The following is a 25199-nucleotide window of genomic DNA, read 5'->3' on the forward strand; positions in this document are numbered from 1 at the left end:
GAAACATATTTCATTGAGTTAAGAGAATTAACGTGGCGACTAAAATCCAATCTGTTCGTGGTATGAATGATTATCTGCCGGCTGATACTGCTGTATGGCAGCGTATTGAAAACACGCTTAAACGCATTCTGACAAGCTACGGGATCAGTGAAATCCGTACACCGATTGTCGAGCATACCCCCCTGTTTCAGCGCGCCATCGGCGAAGTGACCGATGTTGTTGAAAAGGAAATGTACTCTTTTCAGGACCGTGAAGAAAATGTGAGTTTAACACTGCGGCCGGAAGGAACAGCGGGCTGTGTTCGTGCCGGGATTGAAAGAGGCTTACTGTATAATCAGGAACAGCGCCTCTGGTATATCGGACCGATGTTCCGCCACGAGCGTCCGCAGAAAGGGCGCTATCGTCAGTTCCATCAGCTGGGTGCGGAAATTTTCGGTCTGAGCGGACCGGATATCGATGCCGAGCTGATTATGATGACCGCCCGCTGGTGGCGTGAGCTGGGCATTGCGGAGCATGTCACCCTGGAACTGAACTCAATCGGTTCGTTACAGGCGCGTGCAAACTACCGTGAAGCACTGGTGGCCTTCCTGGAACAGCACAAAGACAAACTGGATGAAGACTGCAAACGCCGGATGTACACCAACCCGCTGCGTGTGCTGGATTCCAAAGACCGAGTTGTTCAGGAACTCCTGAACGATGCACCGGCACTGTTTGATTATCTTGATGAAGAATCAAAAGCCCACTTTGACGGCCTGTGCGCCATCCTGGATGCCGCCGGTATTCAGTACCGCATCAACCAGCGTCTGGTCCGTGGTCTGGATTACTATAACCGCACTGTGTTTGAGTGGGTGACCACCGCACTGGGTTCGCAGGGAACAGTCTGCGCGGGTGGTCGTTATGACGGGCTGGTTGAACAGCTCGGCGGTCATAATACCCCGGCGGTGGGTTTTGCGATGGGTCTGGAGCGTATGGTACTGCTGGTTCAGTCTGTCAATCCTGACTTTGTGAGCGAAACTGCGGTGACCGATATTTATCTGGCCTCCTTCGGTGAAGGCAGCCAGGTCGCGGCAATGATGCTGGCGGAACAGATCCGTGACAGCCTGCCGGATGTGCGTATCATGACCAACTACGGCGGCGGTAACTTCAAGCGCCAGCTGAGCCGTGCGGATAAAAACGGTGCGCGCATCGCCCTGATTTTAGGTGAGGATGAAATTGCCAACGGGACAGTCACTGTCAAAGAACTGGCCACCGGTGAGCAGCAGACGCTGGCACAGAGCGGGCTTTCCGCTCGTCTGAGCGAACTTTTAGGTTAAGGAGAGACGTGTGGAAGTCTATACCACAGAAAATGAACAGGTATCAGCGCTGAAGAATTTCTTTGTCGAAAACGGCAAAGCAATCGCGGCAGGTTTAATCATCGGTATCGGCGGTATTGCCGGCTGGAACTACTATCAGTCTCACCAGGTCACCAAATTACAGGATGCGGCGATTGCCTATGAAACGGCAGTCACAGCAAAGGGCACCCCGGCAGAGCAGACAGCCCGTCTGCAGGCGTTTGCGAAAGAAGCCAATAACAACTATGGCGCTATTGCCGGTCTTGATCTGGCGATGAAAGCGGTTGACAGCAACGACCTTCCGGCGGCAGAAAATGCCCTGAGTCAGGCGCTGACAAAAACCGATAATGACGATTTAAAAGATCTGATTAATGCCCGTCTGGCTCGTGTACAGCTGGGTCAGAAAAAACCGGATGCCGCACTGGCAACGGTGGCGGCAGTGAAAGGGAAAGGCTGGGCGGCTTACGCACAGGATATCCGCGGTGATGCCCTGTTACAGAAAGGGGATGTGAAAGGCGCGCAGGAAGCCTACACCACCGGTATTCAGAGTGAAGGTGCCGGGACTATCAAATCCGTTATGACATTCAAACTCGATAATTTAGCCGGGTGAGGGGACTCTCGATAATGCAACTGCGTAAAACACTGCTGGTAGGATTAGTCGCCTCTGTGCTGCTGGCCGGCTGTTCAAGTGAACAGGATACTATCGTGATGTCACCACTGCCGGAAGTGACAAGTCAGTTCACCCCGGAAACCGTGTGGGATAAATCCGTCGGTGACGGTATCGGTAAATATTATTCTCACCTTTCCCCGGCATGGGAAGGTTCCAGTGTCTATGCGGCTGACCGCAATGGCCTGGTCAAAGCCCTGGATGCCGATTCCGGCGTTGAAATCTGGTCAGTGAATCTGGCAGAAAAAACCGGTTTCTTATCCGCCAATATCCCGGCGATGTTATCCGGCGGTCTGACCGTTTCCGGTGAACACGTTTATGTGGGTACAGAGCGCGGTACGCTGATCGCGCTGAACGCGAATGACGGTGAAATTGCATGGACCGCTAACGCCGGTGGTGAGGTGCTGTCCCGTCCGGAAGTCAGTGATGGTCTGGTGCTGGTGCATACCGGTAACGGTCTGTTACAGGCATTTGATACCGCGTCCGGCGAACAGCGCTGGAGCCTGAACCTGGATACCCCGAGCCTGTCTGTCCGTGGTGAATCTGCCCCGGCAGTGGCTATGGGCGCGGCATTTGTCGGCGGTGATAATGGCCGTGTCAGTGCGGTTATGCTCGGCCAGGGTCAGATTATCTGGCAGCAGCGTATTTCGCAGACAACCGGTACCACCGAAATCAGCCGTCTGAATGACGTGGATATGACCCCGGTTGTTGCTGATGGCCGTGTTTACGCTATCGCTTATAACGGCAATCTGGTGGCGATGGATATGCGCAGCGGACAAATCCTGTGGAAACGCGATTTCGGCTCAGTCAACGAACTGGTGCTGGATGGTGAATCCCTCTATGTTGTTGATCAGAATGATAACATCTATGGTCTGCGTGCTGCGGATGGCGTTACCATGTGGTCACAGGATAAATTGCTGCACCGCAATCTGTCCGCACCGGAACTCTTTAACGGCTATCTGGTGGTCGGTGACGGCGAAGGTTATCTCCACTGGCTGGATACGTCCAACGGGCAGTTTGTGGCACAGAATAAGCTCAACAGTTCCGGCATTCTCAGTCGTCCGTCAATTGCCGGTGATAAACTGATGGTGCAGGCCCGTGACGGACGCCTGTATCTGCTCCGCCGCTGACAGTAAACCGCTGTTTCCGGCATCACTCCGGCAGGGCAGCTGACTGCGGAGTGGTTTCATTGACGGCTCCTGAATGACAGGGGCCGTTTCGTCTTTAATCTCCTGTATGGTGCAGGGGATTTTTTCAGTGTTATGAGGCAGTAAAAGCATGATACCTGTCGTTGCTCTGGTCGGGCGTCCCAATGTCGGGAAGTCCACATTATTCAACCGCTTAACGCGTACGCGCGATGCGTTGGTTGCTGATTTCCCCGGCCTGACGCGGGATCGTAAGTACGGTCGTGCAGAGGTTGAGGGACAGGAATTTATTATTATCGATACCGGCGGTATTGACGGCACGGAAGAGGGTGTTGAAACCCACATGGCCGCACAATCACTGCTGGCGATTGAAGAAGCCGATATCGTGCTGTTTATGGTGGATGCCCGCGCCGGTCTGATGCCGGCGGACAGCGGTATCGCCAAACATCTGCGCAGCCGCGATAACAAAACCACCTTTGTGGTGGCGAACAAAATCGACGGTATTGATCAGGATCTGGCGCTGGGTGAATTCTACAGCCTGGGTCTGGGGGAAGTGGTGCCTATCGCCGCCTCGCACGGACGTGGCGTCAGTCAGCTGATCACCCGCGCTCTGGTGCCGTTCTATGGTGAGCCGGAAAGTGAGGATGATGATCGCGAGTTAACCGAAGAAGAGGCTAACGCCGCGTACTGGGCAGAGCAGGAAGCCCTGGCACAGGCAGCAGAAACGGAAGACAGCGAAGAGGAAGATGATTTCAACCCGATTGATCAGCCGATTAAAATGGCGATTGTCGGGCGTCCGAATGTCGGGAAATCCACACTGACCAACCGTATCCTCGGTGAAGAGCGTGTGGTGGTTTACGATATGCCGGGCACCACCCGTGACAGTATTTATATCCCGATGGAACGCGACGGGCGCGAATATATCATCATTGATACCGCCGGTGTGCGTAAACGCGGGAAAGTCACTGAAACGGTTGAAAAGTTCTCCGTTATCAAAACACTGCAGGCGATTGAAGATGCGAACGTGGTGCTGCTGGTGATTGATGCCCGTGAAGGGATTTCAGACCAGGATCTGTCACTGCTGGGCTTTATCCTCAATGCCGGTCGTTCCCTGGTTATCGCCGTCAACAAATGGGACGGTATGACCGCAGAGGATCGCGATCATGTCAAAGATATGCTGGAACTGCGTCTCGGTTTCGTCGATTTCGCCCGTATCCACTTTATCTCTGCGCTGCATGGCAGCGGTGTCGGTAACCTGTTTGACTCGGTACAGGAAGCGTATGACTGCGCAACCCGTCGTGTCAGTACCGCACTGGTCACCCGTATTATGAAAATGGCAGCGGATGACCACCAGCCGCCGCTGGTTCGCGGTCGTCGCGTCAAACTGAAATATGCGCACGCAGGGGGTTATAACCCGCCGATTATTGTTATCCACGGTAACCAGGTGTCAGATTTACCGGATGGCTATAAACGCTACCTGATGAACTATTTCCGTCAGTCTCTGAAAGTGATGGGAACCCCTATCCGCATCCAGTTTAAAGAGGGTGAAAACCCGTTTGCGGATAAGAAAAACGTACTGACAGCGACCCAGCTGCGCAAACGTAAACGTCTGATGTCCCATATTAAGAAAGGGCGTTAATCAGGAAAACCCGCATTGATATGCGGGTTTTTTTATATCTGAACGTCATCACGGTTCCAGCCCGACGGCTTTCCAGGCGTTCAGCAGCACGGCTGCAACCTCCTCATCATAATTTTCATCCGCAACGAGCAGGGTTTCGCGGGCGAAGGTCAGAAAATCACATTCCGGCGGCAGGTTGCCTCTGCGCAGCGTGTCGAACCAGATTTGCCCCGCCACTTCCCAGCTGTATCCGCCGAGGGCGGAAGCGAAATGGTAAAATGCATGATTCGGGATACCGGAGTAGCAATGCACGCCGCCGTTATCATTCTCCGGATCATCCGGCAGCGCAATATAATCCCGCATATGTGCCACCTGTTTATCTTTGCCGATCACCGGATGGTTATAGGCATTTCCCGGTGATGAAAGGGAACGCAGTGCTTTAATTCCGCTTTGTTTATTAAACAGTGTTCTGCCGATATGCCAGTCCCCCTGATGGCTGGCGTGACGGCTGCGGTAATGACCCAGCATAACGGTAAACACATCACAGACAGATTCATTCAGGGCTCCGGACTGGTGGCTGTAAGTCAGCGGGGAAAGGTGATCAATCACCGCATGGGAAAACTCGTGCGTAGCGATATCGAGCTGGGCAAAACTCAGAAACAAAGGAGTGATACTCATTCCGGCATCCCCGGCACCAAACACCAGGTGTGCGCCGTTCCAGAAGGCATTGCAGTAGCCGCGCCCGTAATGTGTCATGGCAGAGATAGTGGCATTGCTGTCATTAAAGGATTTGTAATCAAAGACATCATCAAAAAAGCCGTAAATGATATCAAGATATTCAAACATATTGTCGGTATCGGTATCCTGCCGGACAGCCATATGCGGCTGAGGGTTTTCCGCTTTCCGATCCTCACGGTAATACAGATCCGGAACAGTGGTCAGGTTTTTCAGATGCATCACCCGGCGGTGCGCCGGAGAATGGCATCCGGCATCCGGCAGGGCGGCATAACTGAGAGGCATTGTCTCTGTTTCCGGCAGACGGCGGTAACCCAGCAAGCGCTGCATATGCTGATAACATAACTGAGTCTCCTCGTGATCCCCCTCATGAAGCAGGCGTTTTTTCAGGATCCAGGGCGGTAAAAATGAATAGCGCGGGGCATGTGCTGACATAGACGGTTCTCCTGTTGTTGGAGCGACCATCTTTGCGGAGAAAAATACTCACCGCAGCAGACTATCAGCCTGCTTTTCAGTCAGCACACTGTGAATTGATATCAGACCCAGTCCCGCGGGATCAGGAAATCGTCCAGCGCGGCTTCCGGGGAACCGGCCTGCGGCTGGTAATCATATTCCCAGCGAACCAGCGGCGGCATTGACATCAGGATGGATTCAGTCCGCCCGCCGCTCTGTAAACCGAAAAGTGTGCCGCGATCCCACACCAGATTGAACTCCACGTAACGGCCGCGCCGGTAGAGCTGAAACTGCCGTTCGCGCTCACCATAGGGAATAGAACGGCGTTTTTCCGCGATCGGCAGATAAGCCCGGGTAAAACCGTTGCCGACAGCCTGTGTGAAGGCAAAGCATTCCTCAAAACCGGGTTTATTCAGATCATCAAAGAACAGGCCGCCAATGCCGCGCGCTTCGTTGCGGTGCTTCAGATAAAAATAGTCGTCACACCACTTTTTATAACGCGGCCAGGCATCTTCGCCCAGCGGGGTGCAGATGTCCCGGGCGACACTGTGCCAGTGTACGGCATCTTCAGTGAAAGGATAGAAAGGGGTCAGATCAAAACCGCCGCCGAACCACCAAACCGGATCACAGCCGGTTTTTTCGGCAATAAAAAAGCGCACATTAGCGTGTACGGCCGGGACGTACGGATTATGCGGATGAAGCACCAGGGAAACCCCCATGGCCTGATAGCGACGCCCGGCCAGTTCCGGGCGGTGTGCCGTGGCTGACGGCGGCAGGCTGTCCCCGCTGATATGTGAAAAATTAACACCGGCCTGTTCAAACAGTGCGCCGGATTTCAGTACCCGGCTGCGCCCGCCGCCGCCGGACTCCCGCTGCCACTTATCTTCGCTGAACTCAGCACCGCCGTCACAGGCGGCGAGTTGTCCGCACAGGGAATCCTGTAACCGGAGAAAAAAATCTTTAACACTGTCACTATCAGGGATATTCATTACATCACGACCATTGAGCTGCGGATAAACTTTAGTATATCATTTTGTTTTTATAAGATATCACACCCGTTCCGTCACGGACACGGGCAGACAACCGGCAGACAGGTAACGGTATGGACATTCGCACATTTCAGCAAGGCGATTTTGAAGAGGTTGTTGCACTCTGGGAGCGTTGTGATCTGGTCACCCCTCCGGATGACCCGGAAACCGTGATTGAGCGGAAAATGGCACACGACCCGGCACTGTTTCTGGTGGCGGAAGTCAACGGCGAGGTGGTGGGCACACTGCTGGGCGGTTATGACGGATACCGGGGCTATGCCTATTATCTGGCGGTACATCCGGAATTTCAGGGCCGGGGAATTGCCAATGCGATGGTGGCGAGACTCGAGAAAAAGCTGCTGGCGCGGGGATGTCCGCAGTTACTGCTGTCGATTCCGGATGAGAATACCGCCACACTGAGCATGTTTGACAAGCTGGCTTACGACGAGTGTCAGCAGGACAGCCTGACCTACAGCAAACGGCTGATCACCGACCCGGAATATTAACTGCCGGCGTTTACCACACTGAGCGAATCTGCGGTTACGACAATCTCATGGCGGTCTTTTTCCATTCCGCCTTCAATACGGATGGTATCATTAGGGGTGATAATCTTTTTCCCCCATAAATCCGCCGGAATTTTTATTTCGACGATACCGCTGTAATCCCCCAGCAGATAGTGCTCCGCTGAAATCTGAGACTGAATATTGCCTTCCAGAATCACCCGGCTGTTATCCTGCAGATAGGGCAGCTGCTTGATGACAAAACGCTGTGCTGTTTCACATTTTACTGTGCTTTGATGATACTCATAGGCAGAAAAGGACGGCAGGGCAGCAGCAGACTGAAACCAGAATGTACCTGCCAGCACAACCGCTGAAAACAGGTAAAAAGACGATGATGTGAATGTCATTTTAGCCATAGCTTATGTCGCCGGTAACTGAGAATGTCGGTGATATGCCGGGAGATATCTTATCGGAAATGTTACGTTACTGAATTCGTAAATATACGTATTTGGTTAAAGTTATTTGATGTAATAATTCAGAATGAATGTTTTGTCAATTCCGGAGTCTGATATCTGAACCGAATGCAAAGGAGCAATAAATGAAGTGTTATCAGGCAATGAAGCTGGCCGCCGTGGCCGGTGCCGTACTGATGCTGAACGGGTGCAGTTCATTTTCGTGGTCATCATTATCGCCGGTAAGCTGGTTCAGCAGCAGTGCGCTGACGGTAACGGCACAGGGTGTCGGCGGTGTGAATAACCGGACAGCCATGACCGAAGCGGCGATCAGTCAGGGACTGGACGATAAATACACACTGCGCGGTGGTATGCAGACCGAGCAGGGGCAGATCGTTAAAATTTTTGAAGGCCGGAAAGACAATAAAACAGTTATTCGCCTGTCCGGGCCGGAAAATGGTACTGTGCAGCGTATTGTCGCCAATGATGCGGATATCCGTACAGAATGGGACACCAAAACCGGAACCCTCTTTTCTGATATCTATCCGCAGGCCGTTGCCGGTGCCTGCACCCTGACCACTGAATTTGATGACAGTGCTCAGGTTATCTGCCGCTCACCGCAAACCCCGCGTGTTTCCTATGTTTTCCGCGGAACCTGGAACGGCCCTGAAACTCTGATGCCGTCCGATGATATTCTGAAGAACTGGCGCGTCAGTTATATCGTCTGGGCCAATAAATAACCCGGAATAATAAATGAACTTGAGGAATAACAACGTAATTCCGCGTCAGTGATTTATGATAAGGCCATTTCCTGATCAGACTGACGATGCAAAGGGAGCAATATGTCACAAGCACAAAGCGGTATTCTGCCGGAACACTGCCGTTTCGGTATTTTTATTGAAGCAAACACCAAAGGTGATTTACCGGCGATCCGGCGTGGTTGTCAGGTTTTTCTGGCAGCACTGAAAACGTTACAGACTCAGTTTCCGGCTGATCAGCTGAGTGCTACGGTAGCATTCGGTCACGACCTGTGGCGTCAGCTGGGCAGTCGGAGCAGTGCGCCGGAACTGAAAAACTTCCGTGAACTGGGGCGCGGCCTGGCGCCGGCAACACAGTATGATTTACTGATCCATATCCATTCTCAGCGTCACGATATTAACTTTTCACTGGCACAGGCAGCGGTGGCGGCATTTGCGGGTGCAGTTGAGATTCAGGGCGAAATTCATGGCTTCCGCTGGACGGAAGAGCGCGACCTGAGCGGTTTTATCGACGGCACAGAAAACCCGGAAGGGGATGAGCGTCCGGACGTGGCATTGATCGCGGATGGGGAAGATGCGGGCGGCAGTTATATCCTGACTCAGCGCTGGGCACACAGCCTGAATAAATGGACCCGTTTTTCCGAAGAGCAGCAGGAAAAGATGATTGGCCGCACCAAGGCAGACAGCACTGAGCTGGATGAAAATGTGCGCAATGTAACGTCTCATGTGTCGCGTGTGGTGATTGAGGAGGAGGGTGAAGAGCTTTCCATTCTGCGCCAGAGCCTGCCGTACGGTACTGCCAGTGGTGAGCACGGCCTGTTCTTTATCGCCTACTGCGGTCGTCTGCACAATATTGAGCAGCAATTGCTGAGTATGTTCGGCGAAACTGACGGTAAATTTGATGATCTGCTGCGGTTCAGTAAACCGAAAACCGGGGCTTATTATTATGCGCCGTCGCTGGTACAGCTGAGTGCGCTGTAGGAGGGGGTCACTTTAAGCCCGGAACCGGCTGATAACGGGCAAAAACGAAAAGTCGCTGTGAATACATCCCTGTAAGCTCAGGCGCGCCATCCGTGGCGCGCATGCTTTTCGTTTCTTTTACCCGTTATCACCGTCATACTTTTCCCGCAGTGATGCACATTTTTGTGTCTGTTTTTATCCTTATTCCACTGTACCTTCCCCTGAGAGTAACGTCTGTCCTGCGTGTATATATACACGACACAGGAAGAGACTAAACATATCGATGTATAATATTCTGAAGGAAATAATCACTATATATAATTCCATAATGATATAAGTAAATGGCTTGTATCACTTTACTGATATATGCACACTGACCGGAGTTACCTGAAACGCATCATCATAATGAGGTTCTCCGCCGTGAAACTATCTGTCAACGCTGTATTACCTGCTGGTCTGCTGCTGCTTTCAACTGTGTGGAGCAGCGCTGCCGGTGCTGCTCAGCTGCTGAACAGCTCCTATGATATTGCCCGTGAGCTGTTCACGGAAATCAACCCGCTGTTTGAAAAACAGTGGAACGCGGAACACCCGGACGATCCGCTGACTATCCGCCAGTCTCACGGCGGCTCCTCAAAACAGGCGCTGGCGATATTACAGGGGCTGAGGGCGGATGTGGTTACTTATAACCAGGTGACCGATGTGCAGGTTCTGCATGACAAAGGCAATCTGCTGGCAGCGGACTGGCAGGCGCGTCTGCCGAATAACAGCTCGCCGTATTATTCCACCATGGCTTTCCTGGTACGCAAAGGCAATCCGAAACAGATCAAAGACTGGGATTCCCTGCTGCGTGATGATGTGAAAATTGTGTTCCCGAACCCGAAAACCTCCGGTAACGGTCGTTACACCTATCTGGCGGCGGAAGGTTTCTGGCAGCAGAAAAACGGTAAAAACAGCGCCAAAACACAGGAACAGATGAAAAAATTCCTCAGTAATGTCGCGGTATTTGATACCGGCGGCCGGGGCGCCACCACATCATTTATTGATCGCGGGCTGGGGGATGTGCTGATCAGTTTTGAATCAGAAGTGAATAATATCCGTAATGAATATGGCGCGGATGATTATGACGTTATCGTCCCGGCATCCAATATTCTGGCGGAATTCCCGGTGGCGCGGGTGGATAAAAACACGGAAAAGAACGGCACACAGGCTGTTGCCGATGCGTATCTGAATTTCCTTTACAGCCCGGCGGCACAGGCCAAAATGACACAGTTTAATTACCGCGTGACTGACCCGGATGTGATGGCGGCGACCAAAGGGCAATTTCCGTCTGTCACCCTGTTTAAGGTGGAAGATCAGTTCGGTTCATGGTCTGAAGTGATGGCAAGCCGGTTTAATTCAGGCGGTGAATTTGACACCCTGATGGCTCAGGGTCGCTGATATGGCAAGGCGGGTGTTGCCGGGATTCGGCCTGTCCCTCGGGTTTACGCTGCTCTACAGCGGGCTGATCCTGCTGCTGCCCCTCACGGCACTGGTATTACAGCTGGCGCAGATGAGCTGGGCGCAGTACTGGCAGGTGATCACCGGGCCGCAGGTGGTTGCCGCCTATAAAGTCACACTGCTCGCCGCGCTGGCCGCCAGTCTGTTTAATGCGGTGTTTGGTGTGCTGATGGCCTGGATCCTGACCCGCTACCGCTTTCCCGGCCGCCGTATTCTCGACGGCCTGATGGATTTGCCCTTTGCACTGCCCACGGCAGTTGCAGGGCTGACACTCGCCACTCTCTTTGCCCCGAACGGCTGGTACGGCCGTTTTTTTGACTCATTTAATATCACCGTGGTGAATACCTGGATTGGTATTGCGGTTGCGATGATGTTTACCAGTATTCCGTTTGTGGTCCGCACGGTACAGCCGGTGCTGGAAACCCTGAAACCGGAATATGAGGAAGCGGCAGAAACGCTGGGGGCTTCACGCTTTCAGATATTCTGCCGTGTGATCTGGCCGGAAATCGCCCCGGCCGCGCTGGCGGGAACGGTTTTGTCCTTTACCCGCAGCCTCGGCGAGTTCGGCGCGGTGATTTTTATCGCCGGTAACCTCGCGTGGCAGACAGAAGTGGTGTCATTTCTGATTTTTGTCCGTCTGCAGGAATTTGAATACCCCGCGGCTGCAGCGATTGCCTCGGTGGTGCTGATGACCTCGCTGGTGTTATTGCTGGCGGTTAATATTATTCAGAGCCGCGCCGGATTGCGCACAGGCAGGTCACATGGCTGATTCTCTGCGCCGCCGGCGTTTTTCGTGGCAGAAGTGGCTGCTGATCACTGCCGGTCTGCTGCTGACATTTTTCATCCTGGTGATTCCGCTGGTGTGGATTTTTGTCACCGCGTTGTCTGATGGCATCGGCGGTGTGATCCGCGCGCTGGCGGAGGCGGATATGCTGCACGCTATCTGGCTGACAGTGATCGTGGCGCTGATCACTGTGCCGGTGAATCTGATTTTCGGCACACTGCTGGCGTGGCTGGTGACGCGGTTTCGTTTTCCCGGCCGCCAGTTATTGCTGACTCTGGCGGATCTGCCGTTTGCGGTATCGCCGGTGATCGCCGGGCTGCTGTATCTGCTCTTATACGGCTCAAACAGCTGGCTGGGGGGCTTTCTCGAAAGCTCGCTGGATACCCAAATCATGTTTGCGCTGCCGGGAATTGTGCTGGTGACGATTTTCGTGACCTGTCCTTATGTGGTGCGGGAGCTGGTGCCGGTGATGCTCAGTCAGGGGGCACAGGAAGAAGAGGCCGCAGTACTGCTGGGAGCCCGTGCGTGGCAGATTTGGTGGCGGGTGACACTGCCGAATATCCGCTGGCCGCTGTTTTACGGCGTGATCCTGACCAACGCCCGGGCTATCGGGGAGTTTGGGGCGGTGTCGGTGGTTTCCGGCGCAATTCGCGGGGAAACCTTCACCTTACCGTTACAGGTGGAATTATTACATCAGGATTATCAGACTGTGGCGGCATTTACCGCATCCGGTCTGCTGGCGCTGATGGCTGTTGTGACCCTGTGCATCCGCCACGGCGTGATGGCATATCAGGGATCCCGGAGGAAATATGAGCATTGAGATCCGTCATCTGACACACCATTTTGGTGCGGAGCCGGTATTACAGGATATCTCGCTGTCGGTGGCGGACGGCGAAATGGTGGCGCTGCTGGGACCGTCCGGCTCCGGAAAAACCACACTGCTGCGGATTATTGCCGGGCTGACGCCGCATACCGCCGGAGAATTGTATATCAGCGGGAAAGAGGTCTCCGGGCTGGCGGCAGGGGAGCGCCGCGCCGGGTTTGTCTTTCAGCACTATGCGCTGTTCCGGCATATGACGGTGTTTGACAACATTGCATTCGGGCTGACGGTACTGCCGCGCAAAACACGCCCGTCAAAAAAAGAAATCCGCGCGAAAGTGATGTCATTGCTGGAAAAGATTCAGATGCCGCACCTGGCGGATCGCTACCCGGCACAGCTTTCCGGCGGACAACAACAGCGGGTGGCCCTGGCCAGAGCGCTGGCGGCAGAGCCGCAGATCCTGTTGCTGGATGAACCGTTCGGTGCCCTGGATGCAGGGGTGAGAACCGAACTGCGCCGCTGGCTACGTCAGCTGCATCAGTCACTGGGATTTACCGCTGTGTTCGTGACACACGATCAGGAAGAGGCACTGGAAGTGGCTGACCGCATCGTGGTGATGCGCGGCGGACATATCGAGCAGATCGCGGCACCCGAAAGCCTGGGGAATGATGACAGCAACCGCTTCGTGACCGAATTCCTCGGTCAGATCAATATTTTCCGCGGTGATATCGGTGCGGATGGCGGGGTGAGGATTGGCGCTGTGCGCCAGCCGGTTGCCGCACTGACTGCCGGTTCCGGGCCGGTGTCAGTATTTGTGCGCCCCTGGTCGCTGATATTGCAGCATACCTTTTCTGCCGATGCGGTTGCCGCCCGGGTTGTGACCCTCCGTTCACACGGGCATTACCGCACTGCGGTGGTGACCACGGAAGCGGCTGAAGACGAAGTGACGGTAATATTACCGCCGGACACCCGTGCCGCCGCCGGTGATTCTGTCTGGCTGACAATCAGGGAACTGCGGCTGTTTCGCGGCGAAGATGAACTGGCGCTGCTGCCGCAGGCACAGTGCGCATAAAGATGAAAATAATTCCGGTTGCATACTGCCTTGCGGCGGCGGTATGGTTTCCGTTTACGGCTCAGGAGGCAGAACAACGTGGCATCTATCAGTAATGGCATCGGCAATACCCCGCTTTTCCGGCTTGCACGGCTGGGTGAGGGCAGCGGCGCAGAAATTTGGGTCAAACCGGAAGGCAATAACCCCGGCGGCTCGGTAAAAGATCGTGCGGCGAAAAGTATGATTGAAGGTGCCGAGCAGCGCGGGGAGATCCGTCCCGGAGATACGCTGATTGAAGCCACCAGCGGCAATACCGGCATTGCACTGGCGATGATCGCAGCGATTCGCGGTTATAAATTAAAACTGCTGATGCCGGAAAATATGAGTGCCGAACGCCAGGCTGCCATGAAAGCTTACGGCGCGGAGCTGGTGCTGGTCAGCCGGGCACAGGGTATGGAAGGGGCGCGGGATCTGGCGAAACAGATGGCAGCGGACGGGAAAGGTTATGTGCTTGACCAGTTTAATAATCCCGATAACCCGCTGGCCCATTACCGGACAACCGGCCCGGAAATCTGGCAGCAGACGGAAGGGCGTATCACGCACTTTGTCTCAGCCATGGGCACCACCGGCACCATTACCGGGGTGGCGCGTTATCTGAAAGAGGTGGCACCGCAGGTCAATATCACCGGTTTGCAACCGGCGGAAAACAGCCAGATTCCGGGGATCCGCCGCTGGTCACCGGGCTATCTGCCGGGGATTTTTCAGCCGCAGCTGGTGGATGATATTCTGGATATCACACAGCAGGAAGCGGAAGACACTATGCGTCAGCTGGCACAGCAGGAAGGTGTTTTCTGCGGGGTCAGTTCCGGCGGCGCGGTGGCCGGTGCACTGAGAATTGCAAAAGCGAGCCCGGGAGCGGTGATTGTCGCCGTAATCTGCGATCGCGGCGACCGTTATCTCTCAACCGGCGTTTTCGGCTGAGACATTATCCCGCTGTTTTGCCGGTGTATTTCATGTGCAGCAGCGGGAACGGATTTCCCTCTCCATCCAGTTCAGAACGGCCTGTCTGTGTAAAACCCATATGGTGGTAAAAACCGACGCCCTGCGGGTTCTGTTCATTCACATCCAGCTCATCGGCCTGTAACTGTTCAACCGCATAATTCAGCAGGAATTTGCCGGTGCCTTTGCCGCGGATTTCCGCATCCACGAACAGCATTTCAATCCGGTTCGCGTCTGTGCCGAGAAAACCGTGGATCTCACCGTTTTCATCCTGTGCCACCACCACATTCAGGTTCGGCAGATAGGTATTGAGCAGCAGCGGACGCAGTTTTTCAATATCAGCCTCACATAAAAAATCGTGTGTGGCGCGGACGGATGATTCCCAGATGGCAACCAGGCGCGGGAAATGATCCGGTTTGGCGGGGACGATAATTAACATAGGGGGATCCGTAAATCAGGGGTATTGAGAATGGCCGGTGTCCCGGTATTCCGGGACACGCTGCGGGTGATCAGTTATTGGTATAACGTTTCTTCGGGGTACAGATATACACCCAGGCCGGCGGAACGTTGAACAATACACGCTCTTTGCGGAAATGGAAATAACGGCGCAGGTATTTCTCAAATTTGGTGGTGTACTGGAACAGAATAAACTGTCCGTCGCTGAGTTCAATATTGTCACGCACCGCTTTCAGAATACGCAGCCCGGTACGGCGATCAATTGACAGGAACGGCAGCCCGGAAAAAATCACATTATACGGACGGCTCAGTTTCTCTGCCGAGTCAGAAAAAATCCCCAGCCGGCCATCCTGAAACTTATTCAGCAGGCTGACAAAATAGGGGTCAATTTCGTAAGCATCCAGTTTAGCCAGCGGATCCATCTGATCCAGGATCTGACGGGTAATCACTCCGGTACCGGCACCCAGCTCAGCAAAATGCTGCACACCGCGCCAATCGACGTGACGGACCATAGCACGGCACAGCCAGCGTGATGAAGGCGTGATGGTTCCCATCGTGGCCGGTGATGCAATAAACTTTTTGATGTACGCGTAATAGCTCAGTAACGGTGAATAGTTTGATACTTCCATAATAAGCATTCCTTACAAACCCGGATACCACGCACGTGTAAATAGTCACGTCAGTGAAACGTATTCAATATCATATGCCGATTATTCTCTTTCCTCTACCGATAAATAAGGAATTTTTCAGACGGTGAAAAAATTAAAAAATTCATAAAACTGTCATATAAAACAATGTAATAGAGTATTTTATTGACGACTGTTAACTCACAGGCAGATAAGATTGATTTGTTATAAATAATAATCAGATGAATGAATGAGATAGCTGACAGGAAAAGCATAGCGGATTAAAAGGCGGTTAGTACAGGAATGACGGTGACTTTTGCAAAAGCTGACATTAACGCAATAAACATGACACTCCGTACCGGTATAGTATTCCGGAAATAAGCCGGTACGGAATAAGAATTAACTAGTGATGTATTTTTCCGTGATCCATTATCGCCTGACGGAGGCGCTGCTGTAACTCATAACGCTGTTCATACGGCAGCGGGTTACTGTCACCCAGGCTGACCATCAGTTCGTTCATTTCAGTGATACTGTTACTCTCAATGGCTTTTTCCACGTCAGCAACACGCTGTGCATAATCGCTCATAGGGCGGTCCTTATTCAGTCTGATAGTAATGCGGTTATCCTACCTGAACAGCCGTAAAAACGTTAGTGCAAAACGGCGGTGATCAGGCCGCGTGATCATTGTGGCGGGACGGCGGTTCCAGCGGCGGCAGGCCGTGTGCGGCTCTTGCCCGGTCACAGGCAGCATTGTGTATACCGCTGACCCACGATTGTTCAAACTCGCGGCACGGGGACGGGCGTTGTGCGTAAGCGCTGCACGCCACACACTGACCGACTTCCCCCTCAAGATTGATACAGCGCGGGGATGGCTGATCAGTACCTTTCATACAGGCCATAAAATCATTCACTTTCTCTGTCATCTCTGCCGGCACCACGCCGCCCGTGCTGTCCGTTTCCCCGTGATAAAACGAGACCCGGAAATAGGCACAGCATGCCCCGCATTGCATGCAGGGATTGGTGTCCGCATCAGTAAACGCAATTACATTGCTCATGATAGTTAACCATATTATGCAAACGCGGTGATCATCTCACCGCCACCAGGTTTTTGTCCTGAATAATCAGACAGGACGGATTATTATTTTTATTTTCCCGCGTAAATTCAATAAAAATACACAGCACGGGATCACAAAATAATGAATAAAATTAAAATAATAAGCCAGCTAATGAAATATGCCCGACAGTATTTACTGTAAATGTGGGTATATTTCTGTTTTTAAAAGATAAAGTAAACATTCCTCCGGTTATCCCTCCCTGCACGATATGCTGCCGTGGTTCGGCGTAAAGCTAAAAAAATCAATGAGGCTGCTGACAGTGGCGCTACTTTCAATGTGGTTTACTTGCCGCATCGGAAAACAGCGGCGGAACGCAAAGGGAAAGGTATGCCATTGTCTCAGGATGAGCAGAAAATACTGTGGTTACCTGTCTGTGAAAGACAGCCGCAGGGGGAATATTTAAAGGCAGATGGTGCCCGTTACCGGCCGCTGCGTAATCTGTTCAATATTGCCCAGTCCTCGCTGCGCCGCCTGTTACAGCAGACGGATGAAGGAAGCAGAGCACAGCACCGGCAGCAGATGCTTGCCGATCAGACCGCCCTGGCAGATGCGCTGCTCCCTGTCCTGACAGATACAGCACGTGATATCAGCCTTTCCGGCTGGTATCTCTGGTGTCAGATATTACAGGATCCGTCACTGCGCGCCCTTGAGCAGTCGCTCGCCTGGTTCTCCGTTCAGATGACAAAACACTGGGAGCAATTGCCGCCGCAGCATGAGGCAGACCCGCAGGCGGAGCAGATAAAATTACAGGAACTGAGTCTGATTCTGGGCTCCGGTACCGAAAATTGTTTGTTTTACAGTGCGGTATTGCTGTTACCGGTGGCGGATGACATCCCGTATTACCACTATCTGCAATGTCAGCACCGGGGAGTGCTGCCGGACAGCCCGTCGCATTCTGCGCAATCACAGGCGGACGCCCGGCAGCGCATTGATGTGCTGACGCAGTGTCTGGCGCACTTACAGCCACTGTCGGCATTTTTTACTGAGAGAGGCGCGGGCAGCATAGTATCACCGGCCTTTTTTACGGAATTACTGGCCGGTTACCGCAATGCGGTGATGGCTGTCAGCGGGTTGGCACTCTCTGCGCCGCCGGTTACAGCGGTACAGCCGGAACATCCGCCGGAGAAAACGGCTTCCCCGGTTGCGGAACCCTCAGGACGGCCGGATTTCCCGGCACTCAGACAGCGTAATCACCATAACCGTGATACCGCATTGCGGCAGCTGCGTGAAATTTCACGCTATTTCAGGGACAGCGAACCGCACAGCCCGATCTCTTACCTGCTGGAAAAAGCCATCCGCTGGGGACAAATGTCGCTGGCCGGGTTGTGGCAGGAAATATTACTGGAAGACAACAGCACACTGCTGGACCGGATTTTTTCACTGACCGGTCTGAACGATATGCAGATGACCGAATTGCCGGTGCCGGAAAGCGGTCCGGCATGTGCAGATGAAAACCCGACCTTACCGGCAGAGCACAGCAATACCGCGCTGCGCTGGTAATTATTACACACACATAATAAGGATAGTTATGGCAAGTATTTATATGCGAATTGATGGCGTTGATATTAAAGGCGGCGCAACGGTTATCGGCCTGGACGGCGCGAACTGGTTTGCGGTGGATTCCTACAGCTGGGGCGGCTCCCGCAATGTGGCGATGGATATCGGTAACGGCAATAACGCCGACTCCGGTATGGTCGCGATTCAGCCGGTCAGCGTGGCAAAACAGATTGATGGTGCATCGGAAGATCTGCTTTCTTTCCTGTTTAATCCGGGCAAAGAAGGCAAAACCGTGGAAATCGCCTTCACCAAACCGGAAGCGGACGGCTCGGGCGCATCGGTGTATTTTCAAATCAAGCTCTCTCATGCCCGCCTGACCGGCTATAACGTCAGCGGTTATGACGGCGCACAGCCGCATGAAATGATCACCTTCTCCTATGTGGAAATTTCTCAGAAACATTCCTATGAACTGGAAGGCGGCGAGCTGAAAGAGGGCGGTATTGTCACCTACAACCTGCCGCAGGGCAAACTGCTGTCCGGCGCGAAATAATACCTGACGGGAAGCCTTCGGGCTTCCCGATTTTTTGATAACCGCAGGAAAATTGTTATGGCAATGAATGCACAGCACAAGCGGGTGAATAAAAACCGCGTCAGTATTACGTATGATGTTGAAGTCAATGGTGAATCAGAAAACCGGGAGCTGCCGTTTGTCGTCGGGGTGGTCGGGGATTTTTCCGGGCATAAACCGGCGGATAAAAAATGTGCGCCGGAAGACCGGGAATTTACCGGCATTGATAATGACAATTTTAATGATGTGATGGCGCAGATAAACCCGGAACTGACCTTTAACGTCACCAATACCCTCAGTGATGACGGCAGCGAGTTTCCGGTGGAACTCACTTTCACATCGATGGCGGATTTTCATCCGGAAAATCTGGTGAACCAGATAGCACCGCTCAAATCCCTGATCGAAACCCGTAATCAGCTGAAAACTTTGCTCAGTAAAGCCGACCGTTCCCGCGACCTTGAGCAGCTGCTCAAAGAAATCCTGCAGAATACCGAGGCACTCAGTTACCTGAATGCTGAACTGGCTGTGCCGGAGGCGGGCTGATGAGTGACACTTCGCAGCAGCAGGCGGCGGCACCGCAGGGCACGGCGGAACTCAGTTTTCTCGAGCGTGCGGTACAGGCCACCGTGCAGACCCCGCCGGATACCACCCGTGATCTGATGACCGCACTGACCCGTCAGGCAATGGCGGGTACGGTGAGCTGGGATAAAAACCTGACGCTGACGTTGCGTAAGGCTATCACACTGATTGATAAACAGATTTCATCCCAATTATCTGAAGTGATGACCGCTCCGGATTTCCGGCGCCTGGAAGGCAGCTGGCTGGGATTGCATAAACTGGTCAGGGAGAGTGACCCGGGAGCGGATCTGAAAATCCGCATGACGGATTACACCAAAAGCGAGCTGCTGCAACAGTTTGAAAATGCTCCCGCGATTGACCGCAGCCCGTTTTTTAACTGTGTGTATCAGGCAGAGTTCGGTACCGCAGGCGGTCAGCCGTACGGCGTGCTGCTCGGGGATTTTGAGTTTGGTTACGGTGATGAAGACGTGGCGCTGCTGCGTTACATCGGCGAAGTGGCCAGCGCCTCCCATGCACCGTTTGTGGCGGCGGCCGGGCAGTCGATGTTTGATTTTCAGTCGGTAACACAGTTTGCGGACGGCAAACCGGTCGCCGCCGGGTTTGATGCCCCGGCATATGCGTCGTGGAATGCGTTCCGTGCCGCCGATGAGTCGCGTTATGTCGCGCTGACGCTGCCGAAAACCCTGGCACGTCAGCCTTACGGCACCGGCGGTAAAAGTATCAGCGGGTTTGAATTTGAGGAACTGCCGCAGCGGGCGGACGGCTCTGCACAGGTGTCGTCACAGGATCAGTTTGTCTGGAGTAATGCCGCGTATGCCTACGGGCTGCTGCTGACACAGGCATACCGCCGCTTCGGCTGGTGTACTGCAGTGCGCGGGGCGGAGAATGGCGGCAAAGTGGATAATCTGCCGAATTATATCTACCGCAATGATGCCCGTGATGCCGTCCAGCTCTGTCCGGCACAGGTCAATCTCACCGATGAGCGGGAGAAAGAACTCAGTGACCTCGGCTTTTTGCCGCTGGTGCATTACAAAAATGCGGCTCACGGCGTATTTATGGGCGCACAGACAGTACATAAACCGAAAATCTATACCGACCCGGCAGCGACCGCCAATGCGGCAATTTCCGCGAGACTGCCCTATGTAATGGCGAGCAGCCGTATTGCCCAGTATCTGAAGGTGATAGGGCGTGACCGTGTCGGATCAAACCTGTCAGCGGCAGACGTGGAAAAATCCCTCGACCGCTGGCTGCATCAGTATGTCAATCCCAATGCTATCGGTAATGAAGCCAAAGCAACTCACCCGCTGGCGGAAGCCAAAGTTACGGTGACGGATTTACCGGGCCGTCCCGGGATGTATGCGGCGGTGGCGTGGATCCGTCCGTGGCTACAGATGGAAGCCCTCACTGCTTCGCTGCGGATGGTGGCGGATATTCCGGGCGGGTAATGCGGAATGTCACGGATGGCAGATGTTCAGACCGCGCTGCATCAGGCAGCGGCACAGCAGGATCACAGTCAGTTTTGTACGCTGATAAATCACTGTATTCACGGCATTGATCGCCTGTGCAGTACACAGCTGCAACAGGTGCTGCATCACCCGGACTTTTGTGCGCTGGAAGCCCGCTGGCGCAGTCTGCGTCATCTCACTGCCCGGGTTTCATCATCCCGGCGGGTGATTATCCGCCTGCTGGATCTCTCCTGGCCGTCACTGGCCCGTGAGCTGAATACCGCGTTTGATATCCGCCATACTCTGTTGTACCGCCTGCTGTATCAGCGTGAGCTGAATACGGCGGGGGGACTGCCGTTCGGGCTGCTGCTGGTGGATCACCAGATGGTATTCACCGGCGGCGGTGAGTATGACGAACTCTACACCGCCACCCGGCTGGCGGAACTGGGTGAGGTATCGTTATGTCCGGTGATCACCGGGACTGACCCGCATTTTACCGGGGATGACCTGCACTGGTTTTCGGCAGATCACAACAGAATTGCCCGGATTTTGAACAGCCCGGATTACTGTTTGTGGCAAAAGTTACGTTGTCACGAACAGGCTCGCTTTTTATACCTCGCACTGCCGCGTTTTCTGCTGCGTTATCCGCATAAAACACCGCGCTGCGGTTTTGTTTATCAGCCGGACAATCACAGCGGCGGGGAGTTATGGGGTAATGCCGCCTGGCTGGTGGTGATAAATGTTATCCGCGAGTTTGAGCGGATCAGCTGGTTCGGCTTTCTGCGCAGTTATAACAGCAGCGGCACACAGGGGGCGATTGTGGCTGCACTGACAGGCGGGGACAGCCTTACGCCGCCGGAGATTATCACGGAAACCAATCTGGCCTGTGAGCAGGATAATTTTTGGGCAGAGCAGGGGCTGACGGCCTGCACCTCACTGTATCTCAGCGGGCAGTCCGGTTTTTTCAGCTATTACAGTGTCTGGCAGCCGCCGGAGCCGCGCTGGCGGCAGCTGACCATGCTGCCGGTGAATCTGATGGCGTGCCGGTTTGCTCATGCTATCCGGACACAAATCCGCGACAAAATCGGTAATTTTGATTCTCTGTCCGCCTGTCAGCGCAGCATTGAAAAGTGGCTGAAACGCTATGTGAGTGATGTGGATTACGGCGAGGATGCCATTATGGCGGACTATCCGCTGCGCCGCGCGGCGGTGGTGATGAGTGCGGACCCGGCAGACCCGACCCGCTATCAGTGCCGTATCTGCCTGCAGCCGCAGTATCAGTACGACATCAGTGAGGCAAATGTGGATCTCACACTCTGGTTTTCGCGGCCGCAGGGAGAGGTGTTGTCATGAGCCTGCTGGAAAGATTATGTCACGAGGCGGATGCACCGCCGTATCAGCCCTGTACAGAGCGTTCGGTGACAGCACATCTGTACCGGATCATCAACGCCCGCGCGCCGGTCTGGGCTGACGGCAGAAAAAGCAGTGGTATCGCCGGGTTCGGCCAGAGCCATCTGCTGCGGGCACAGGGGAAATTTCATCTCACGGCGATCACTCAGGAAATTGAAAGTCTGATCCGCTGTTATGAACCGCGGTTACAGCGGGTGAGTGTCACTATCGTGCCGCACTCATACCGGCAGCATCAGATTCACTTTGAAATAGCGGCGCTGTGCGGCGGTCACGAAGTGTGTCTGCCGGTCTGCCTGGATTTCAACGCCGGACAACTGATAAACCCGGAGGCCGCTGATGCATAACAACACTCTGCACTATTTTGAGCAACAGCGGCAGTTGTTGCTGGACGGGCTGGAAGCCTACCGCCGTCAGCATCCGCATCAGGCGCAGTTGCTGGGGATCAGCGGGCAGATGATAACCGATCCGCAGTTGCGGGCGCTGCTCGACGGCGTGGCCTATCTGACCGGGCTGACTGCTCAGCAACTGGCACTGACCGCGCCGCAGCTGACGGAAATCCTGGTCCGCACGGTATTTCCTGATTATCTGCGTCCGGTACCGGCGCTGCTGCCGGTGGTATTTACGCCGCAGGCGGCGGCACAAACGCAGATCCTGGCGGCAGAAACACCGTTCATCACACATACGGCTGCCGGGGAAAACATTCACTGGCGCACACAGTACCCGCTGACACTGATGCCGTTGGCGATCACAACACAGCAATTTATCCCGCAGGCGGCAGGCTATACGGAGCAGGGGGAGCCCCGCACCGCTGTCTGTTCCCTGCAACTGACATTTTCGGTGACCGTGCCGGGCGTTTCCCTGTCAGAGCTGAACCTGACATCACTGACACTGCATTTTACCGGTGACGGGGATCTTCCCTGGCTGACGGATGATGCGGTACACCGGCAGTGTGCCGCCATCCGGCTGAACGCCGGGGAAACGGAGGTTTTTTTACCGCCGGACGCGTGTCAGCGGCTGCCGCTGACGTATCGTGCAGAAGCGGAGGATGATGCACACAGGCTGCTGTATGACGCACTGTGGTATCCGGAACAGGCTGCCGGTGCAGTGATCTCACTGGCGGATCCGCTGAAGCACTGCAACGGACAGACCTTCACACTGACATTTTTCTTCCGCGACATGCCGCCGCAACCGGTACGTTTCGCCCGTCAGGACAGCATTGTTCTGTTCCGCACTGTGCTGACAAACTGTTTCGCCCATCAGAGTGAACCGCTGCGGGTATCGCCGGACTGCAATCCGCACCCGGTATGCGCGGATACCCAATCTGATGTGCTTCTGCATTCAGCGGAAGCGGTGACCGATATCACCGTATTGCCTGCGCAGCCGGTGCCGCAGCTGTATCATCCGCGGATCACACCGCATTCTGCCTGCTGCTGGCAGCCGGTGTGCGGTACAGAGGGCGGGGTGACACATCTTAACTGTCTGCTGTCCGGCGAAGCGGCGGAACCGGAATCTGTCCGGCTCTGGGTGATACACGGGCGCGGCACGCAGGGTGAACGGGCGGTGGCCGCCGCAGGTGAAACCGTGACACCGCAGCAGGCTGATCCGCTGATGTATCATGCGGTTGCCGCTCAGCGGGCAATGCGGCTGCCGCTGCCGGTACAGCCGGATCCGTGCGCGCTCTTTCTGCGGCTCCGGCAGGCCCGGTTATCTGATCTTACGGATTCTCCGGAAGCGCTGAAGGCACTGTTGTCGCTGTATGACAGGCAGAACTCACCGGTGATTTCCGGGCTGACTGCCGCGATTGAGGAGATCACATCCTCGCCCGGCGTGACTGTTCGTTTTTATCATCACCTGCCGCTGACCATTCCGGGGCAGCACATCACTGTCACACTGGCACAGCATACCCCGGCGGCAGGAACCGCTTTTTTTGCCGCGTTGCTGGAGGCGGTTTTCACGGCGCTGAGTGATGACCATGAATTTATTCAGCTCACACTGCGCCGCCGTAATGACAGCGGAGCGCGGTATCACGGTCCGCTGAGAATAGCTGATGAACCGTTCTGACCGGCCCGGGCTGCTCGGTACCGGCGGTGTGCTGCCGCGCTATATCACCGGAACGGTGGCGGAATATGCACAGGCTCATCAGCAGACTGCCCCGCAGGATTTTTTTCTGGTTTTTGATACTGTCTGCCGCCGGCTGGCTGACAGGCAGCACGCCGGACAATCCGCAGCTGCCGGTTTACCGCTGACAAAGCTGATGCAGACACTGCTGCCGGAACCGGCACTCTGTTATCCGGCGGCGGCATCGCTATGGAGCGGAAATACCCGGCTGCGGGTACTGAACAGGACGGCTTCCGCCTTTTTTGCCTGCCGCACGGAATTTCAGTATGCCCCGCCGGTCCGTATGCCATATCACCCGCCCGCCGGAACCGGCAACCGCCTCGGCGGCGGTGCCGTACTCGGTACACATTGTTATCTGCGGGCGGCGCATCTTCGTGTGCAGGTGTTTGCTGATCCGCTGCAACCCCGTGCCCCCTGGCAGCCCGGCGGGGAATACCATCATTATCTCGGGCAGTTTATCCGCACTTTTTTCCGCCGTTCGCTGACGTTTACTGTCATTTTCCGGACGGATGACACCCGCATGATGCCCGTGCAACTCGCCGCCATGACATCACGGCTGGGACGAAATACCCGCCTCTGACAAGGAA

General features: G+C 54.5%; 27 protein-coding genes. 20 read left to right on the plus strand and 7 right to left on the minus strand.

Annotated elements, in window-relative coordinates; all coding sequences use genetic code 11:
• The first annotated feature begins 32 nt into the window (after nucleotides 1–32).
• From hisS to der, 4 genes are all read left to right on the plus strand, one after another.
• On the plus strand, nucleotides 33–1313 hold the full coding sequence (hisS, locus tag ACF8OF_RS07885) for a histidine--tRNA ligase (protein WP_262858817.1): 1281 nt from the start codon (nucleotides 33–35) through the stop codon (nucleotides 1311–1313).
• A gap of 10 nt (nucleotides 1314–1323) precedes the next feature.
• Nucleotides 1324–1941, plus strand: coding sequence for a tetratricopeptide repeat protein (locus ACF8OF_RS07890; RefSeq protein WP_262858816.1), 618 nt, complete (start codon nucleotides 1324–1326; stop codon nucleotides 1939–1941).
• A gap of 14 nt (nucleotides 1942–1955) precedes the next feature.
• Nucleotides 1956–3128 (plus strand): outer membrane protein assembly factor BamB, encoded by a 1173-nt coding sequence (gene bamB, locus ACF8OF_RS07895; RefSeq protein WP_025152115.1) that lies wholly within the window; start codon nucleotides 1956–1958, stop codon nucleotides 3126–3128.
• A gap of 148 nt (nucleotides 3129–3276) precedes the next feature.
• Complete coding sequence (der, locus tag ACF8OF_RS07900; protein ID WP_262861837.1) at nucleotides 3277–4782, plus strand: ribosome biogenesis GTPase Der; 1506 nt, start codon at nucleotides 3277–3279, stop codon at nucleotides 4780–4782.
• Nucleotides 4783–4830: 48 nt separating this feature from the next.
• Here der and ACF8OF_RS07905 read toward each other — a convergent pair whose 3' ends face one another.
• Nucleotides 4831–5931 carry a M4 family metallopeptidase gene (locus ACF8OF_RS07905; RefSeq protein WP_392496231.1) on the minus strand — a complete coding sequence of 367 codons (1101 nt, stop codon included), beginning with the start codon at nucleotides 5929–5931 and terminating at the stop codon, nucleotides 4831–4833.
• Nucleotides 5932–6032: 101 nt separating this feature from the next.
• Entirely contained in the window at nucleotides 6033–6938 is a 906-nt protein-coding gene (gene hemF / locus ACF8OF_RS07910) for an oxygen-dependent coproporphyrinogen oxidase (RefSeq protein WP_392496232.1), read from the minus strand.
• 113 nt (nucleotides 6939–7051) lie between these two features.
• Here hemF and ACF8OF_RS07915 point away from each other — a divergent pair, with 113 nt between their 5' ends.
• Nucleotides 7052–7483 carry a GNAT family acetyltransferase gene (locus ACF8OF_RS07915; protein ID WP_262858812.1) on the plus strand — a complete coding sequence of 144 codons (432 nt, stop codon included), beginning with the start codon at nucleotides 7052–7054 and terminating at the stop codon, nucleotides 7481–7483.
• Here the strand turns inward: ACF8OF_RS07915 and ACF8OF_RS07920 are convergent.
• The gene (locus ACF8OF_RS07920; protein WP_262864120.1) at nucleotides 7480–7893 is read right to left on the minus strand and encodes a YgiW/YdeI family stress tolerance OB fold protein; all 414 of its coding nucleotides are present in this window, start codon (nucleotides 7891–7893) and stop codon (nucleotides 7480–7482) included. The two genes, ACF8OF_RS07915 and ACF8OF_RS07920, sit on opposite strands and share 4 nt — an antisense overlap.
• 182 nt (nucleotides 7894–8075) lie before the next feature.
• On the opposite strand from ACF8OF_RS07920, the gene ACF8OF_RS07925 reads away from it, so the two are divergent.
• The 7 genes from ACF8OF_RS07925 to cysM all read left to right on the plus strand — a co-directional run bounded on the left by ACF8OF_RS07925 (nucleotide 8076) and on the right by cysM (nucleotide 14780).
• On the plus strand, nucleotides 8076–8669 hold the full coding sequence (locus ACF8OF_RS07925; RefSeq protein ID WP_392496234.1) for an RpoE-regulated lipoprotein: 594 nt from the start codon (nucleotides 8076–8078) through the stop codon (nucleotides 8667–8669).
• A 102-nt stretch (nucleotides 8670–8771) separates the two neighbouring features.
• Nucleotides 8772–9668 (plus strand): Dyp-type peroxidase, encoded by an 897-nt coding sequence (locus tag ACF8OF_RS07930; protein ID WP_392496235.1) that lies wholly within the window; start codon nucleotides 8772–8774, stop codon nucleotides 9666–9668.
• A gap of 384 nt (nucleotides 9669–10052) precedes the next feature.
• Entirely contained in the window at nucleotides 10053–11084 is a 1032-nt protein-coding gene (gene cysP, locus ACF8OF_RS07935; protein ID WP_392496236.1) for a thiosulfate ABC transporter substrate-binding protein CysP, read from the plus strand.
• 1 nt (nucleotide 11085) lies between these two features.
• Entirely contained in the window at nucleotides 11086–11913 is an 828-nt protein-coding gene (cysT, locus tag ACF8OF_RS07940; protein WP_115983695.1) for a sulfate/thiosulfate ABC transporter permease CysT, read from the plus strand.
• Nucleotides 11906–12748, plus strand: a complete 843-nt coding sequence (cysW, locus tag ACF8OF_RS07945; protein WP_279796175.1) for a sulfate/thiosulfate ABC transporter permease CysW — start codon at nucleotides 11906–11908, stop codon at nucleotides 12746–12748. Before cysT ends, cysW begins: the two co-directional genes overlap by 8 nt.
• Nucleotides 12738–13820, plus strand: coding sequence for a sulfate ABC transporter ATP-binding protein (cysA, locus tag ACF8OF_RS07950; RefSeq protein ID WP_392496237.1), 1083 nt, complete (start codon nucleotides 12738–12740; stop codon nucleotides 13818–13820). The genes cysW and cysA overlap by 11 nt, the downstream gene beginning before the upstream one ends.
• Nucleotides 13821–13898: 78 nt before the next feature.
• On the plus strand, nucleotides 13899–14780 hold the full coding sequence (gene cysM, locus ACF8OF_RS07955) for a cysteine synthase CysM (RefSeq protein WP_392496238.1): 882 nt from the start codon (nucleotides 13899–13901) through the stop codon (nucleotides 14778–14780).
• A 4-nt stretch (nucleotides 14781–14784) separates the two neighbouring features.
• Here cysM and ACF8OF_RS07960 read toward each other — a convergent pair whose 3' ends face one another.
• From ACF8OF_RS07960 to ACF8OF_RS07975, 4 genes are all read right to left on the minus strand, one after another.
• Nucleotides 14785–15237 (minus strand): acetyltransferase, encoded by a 453-nt coding sequence (locus ACF8OF_RS07960; RefSeq protein ID WP_262882068.1) that lies wholly within the window; start codon nucleotides 15235–15237, stop codon nucleotides 14785–14787.
• Between the two features lie 70 nt (nucleotides 15238–15307).
• Nucleotides 15308–15883, minus strand: a complete 576-nt coding sequence (locus tag ACF8OF_RS07965; RefSeq protein WP_392496239.1) for a class I SAM-dependent methyltransferase — start codon at nucleotides 15881–15883, stop codon at nucleotides 15308–15310.
• Between the two features lie 400 nt (nucleotides 15884–16283).
• Nucleotides 16284–16466, minus strand: coding sequence for a YdcY family protein (locus tag ACF8OF_RS07970; RefSeq protein WP_262858802.1), 183 nt, complete (start codon nucleotides 16464–16466; stop codon nucleotides 16284–16286).
• An 82-nt stretch (nucleotides 16467–16548) separates the two neighbouring features.
• Nucleotides 16549–16935 (minus strand): YkgJ family cysteine cluster protein, encoded by a 387-nt coding sequence (locus ACF8OF_RS07975; protein ID WP_262864121.1) that lies wholly within the window; start codon nucleotides 16933–16935, stop codon nucleotides 16549–16551.
• 387 nt (nucleotides 16936–17322) lie between these two features.
• Here ACF8OF_RS07975 and ACF8OF_RS07980 point away from each other — a divergent pair, with 387 nt between their 5' ends.
• From ACF8OF_RS07980 to ACF8OF_RS08015, 8 genes are read left to right on the plus strand one after another with little or no spacing between them, the layout of a single operon-like run.
• Entirely contained in the window at nucleotides 17323–18495 is a 1173-nt protein-coding gene (locus ACF8OF_RS07980) for an ImpA family type VI secretion system protein (RefSeq protein ID WP_392496240.1), read from the plus strand.
• Between the two features lie 28 nt (nucleotides 18496–18523).
• Nucleotides 18524–19042 carry a type VI secretion system tube protein Hcp gene (locus tag ACF8OF_RS07985; protein ID WP_025152132.1) on the plus strand — a complete coding sequence of 173 codons (519 nt, stop codon included), beginning with the start codon at nucleotides 18524–18526 and terminating at the stop codon, nucleotides 19040–19042.
• Between the two features lie 57 nt (nucleotides 19043–19099).
• The gene (gene tssB, locus ACF8OF_RS07990) at nucleotides 19100–19603 is read left to right on the plus strand and encodes a type VI secretion system contractile sheath small subunit (protein ID WP_392496243.1); all 504 of its coding nucleotides are present in this window, start codon (nucleotides 19100–19102) and stop codon (nucleotides 19601–19603) included.
• The gene (gene tssC / locus ACF8OF_RS07995; RefSeq protein WP_392496244.1) at nucleotides 19603–21084 is read left to right on the plus strand and encodes a type VI secretion system contractile sheath large subunit; all 1482 of its coding nucleotides are present in this window, start codon (nucleotides 19603–19605) and stop codon (nucleotides 21082–21084) included. The genes tssB and tssC overlap by 1 nt, the downstream gene beginning before the upstream one ends.
• Before the next feature lie 15 nt (nucleotides 21085–21099).
• Nucleotides 21100–22437 (plus strand): type VI secretion system contractile sheath domain-containing protein, encoded by a 1338-nt coding sequence (locus ACF8OF_RS08000; RefSeq protein WP_262858797.1) that lies wholly within the window; start codon nucleotides 21100–21102, stop codon nucleotides 22435–22437.
• Complete coding sequence (locus ACF8OF_RS08005) at nucleotides 22434–22838, plus strand: GPW/gp25 family protein (RefSeq protein WP_279796169.1); 405 nt, start codon at nucleotides 22434–22436, stop codon at nucleotides 22836–22838. Before ACF8OF_RS08000 ends, ACF8OF_RS08005 begins: the two co-directional genes overlap by 4 nt.
• Nucleotides 22831–24555: a type VI secretion system baseplate subunit TssF gene (locus tag ACF8OF_RS08010; RefSeq protein WP_392496246.1), complete on the plus strand. Its 1725-nt coding sequence runs from the start codon at nucleotides 22831–22833 to the stop codon at nucleotides 24553–24555. The genes ACF8OF_RS08005 and ACF8OF_RS08010 overlap by 8 nt, the downstream gene beginning before the upstream one ends.
• On the plus strand, nucleotides 24542–25192 hold the full coding sequence (locus ACF8OF_RS08015) for a type VI secretion system baseplate subunit TssG (protein ID WP_392496247.1): 651 nt from the start codon (nucleotides 24542–24544) through the stop codon (nucleotides 25190–25192). Before ACF8OF_RS08010 ends, ACF8OF_RS08015 begins: the two co-directional genes overlap by 14 nt.
• The last annotated feature ends 7 nt before the right edge of the window (nucleotides 25193–25199 follow it).

Source organism: Morganella sp. TYF_1, assembly GCF_043105645.1.
Classification (GTDB): domain Bacteria; phylum Pseudomonadota; class Gammaproteobacteria; order Enterobacterales; family Enterobacteriaceae; genus Morganella; species Morganella morganii_B.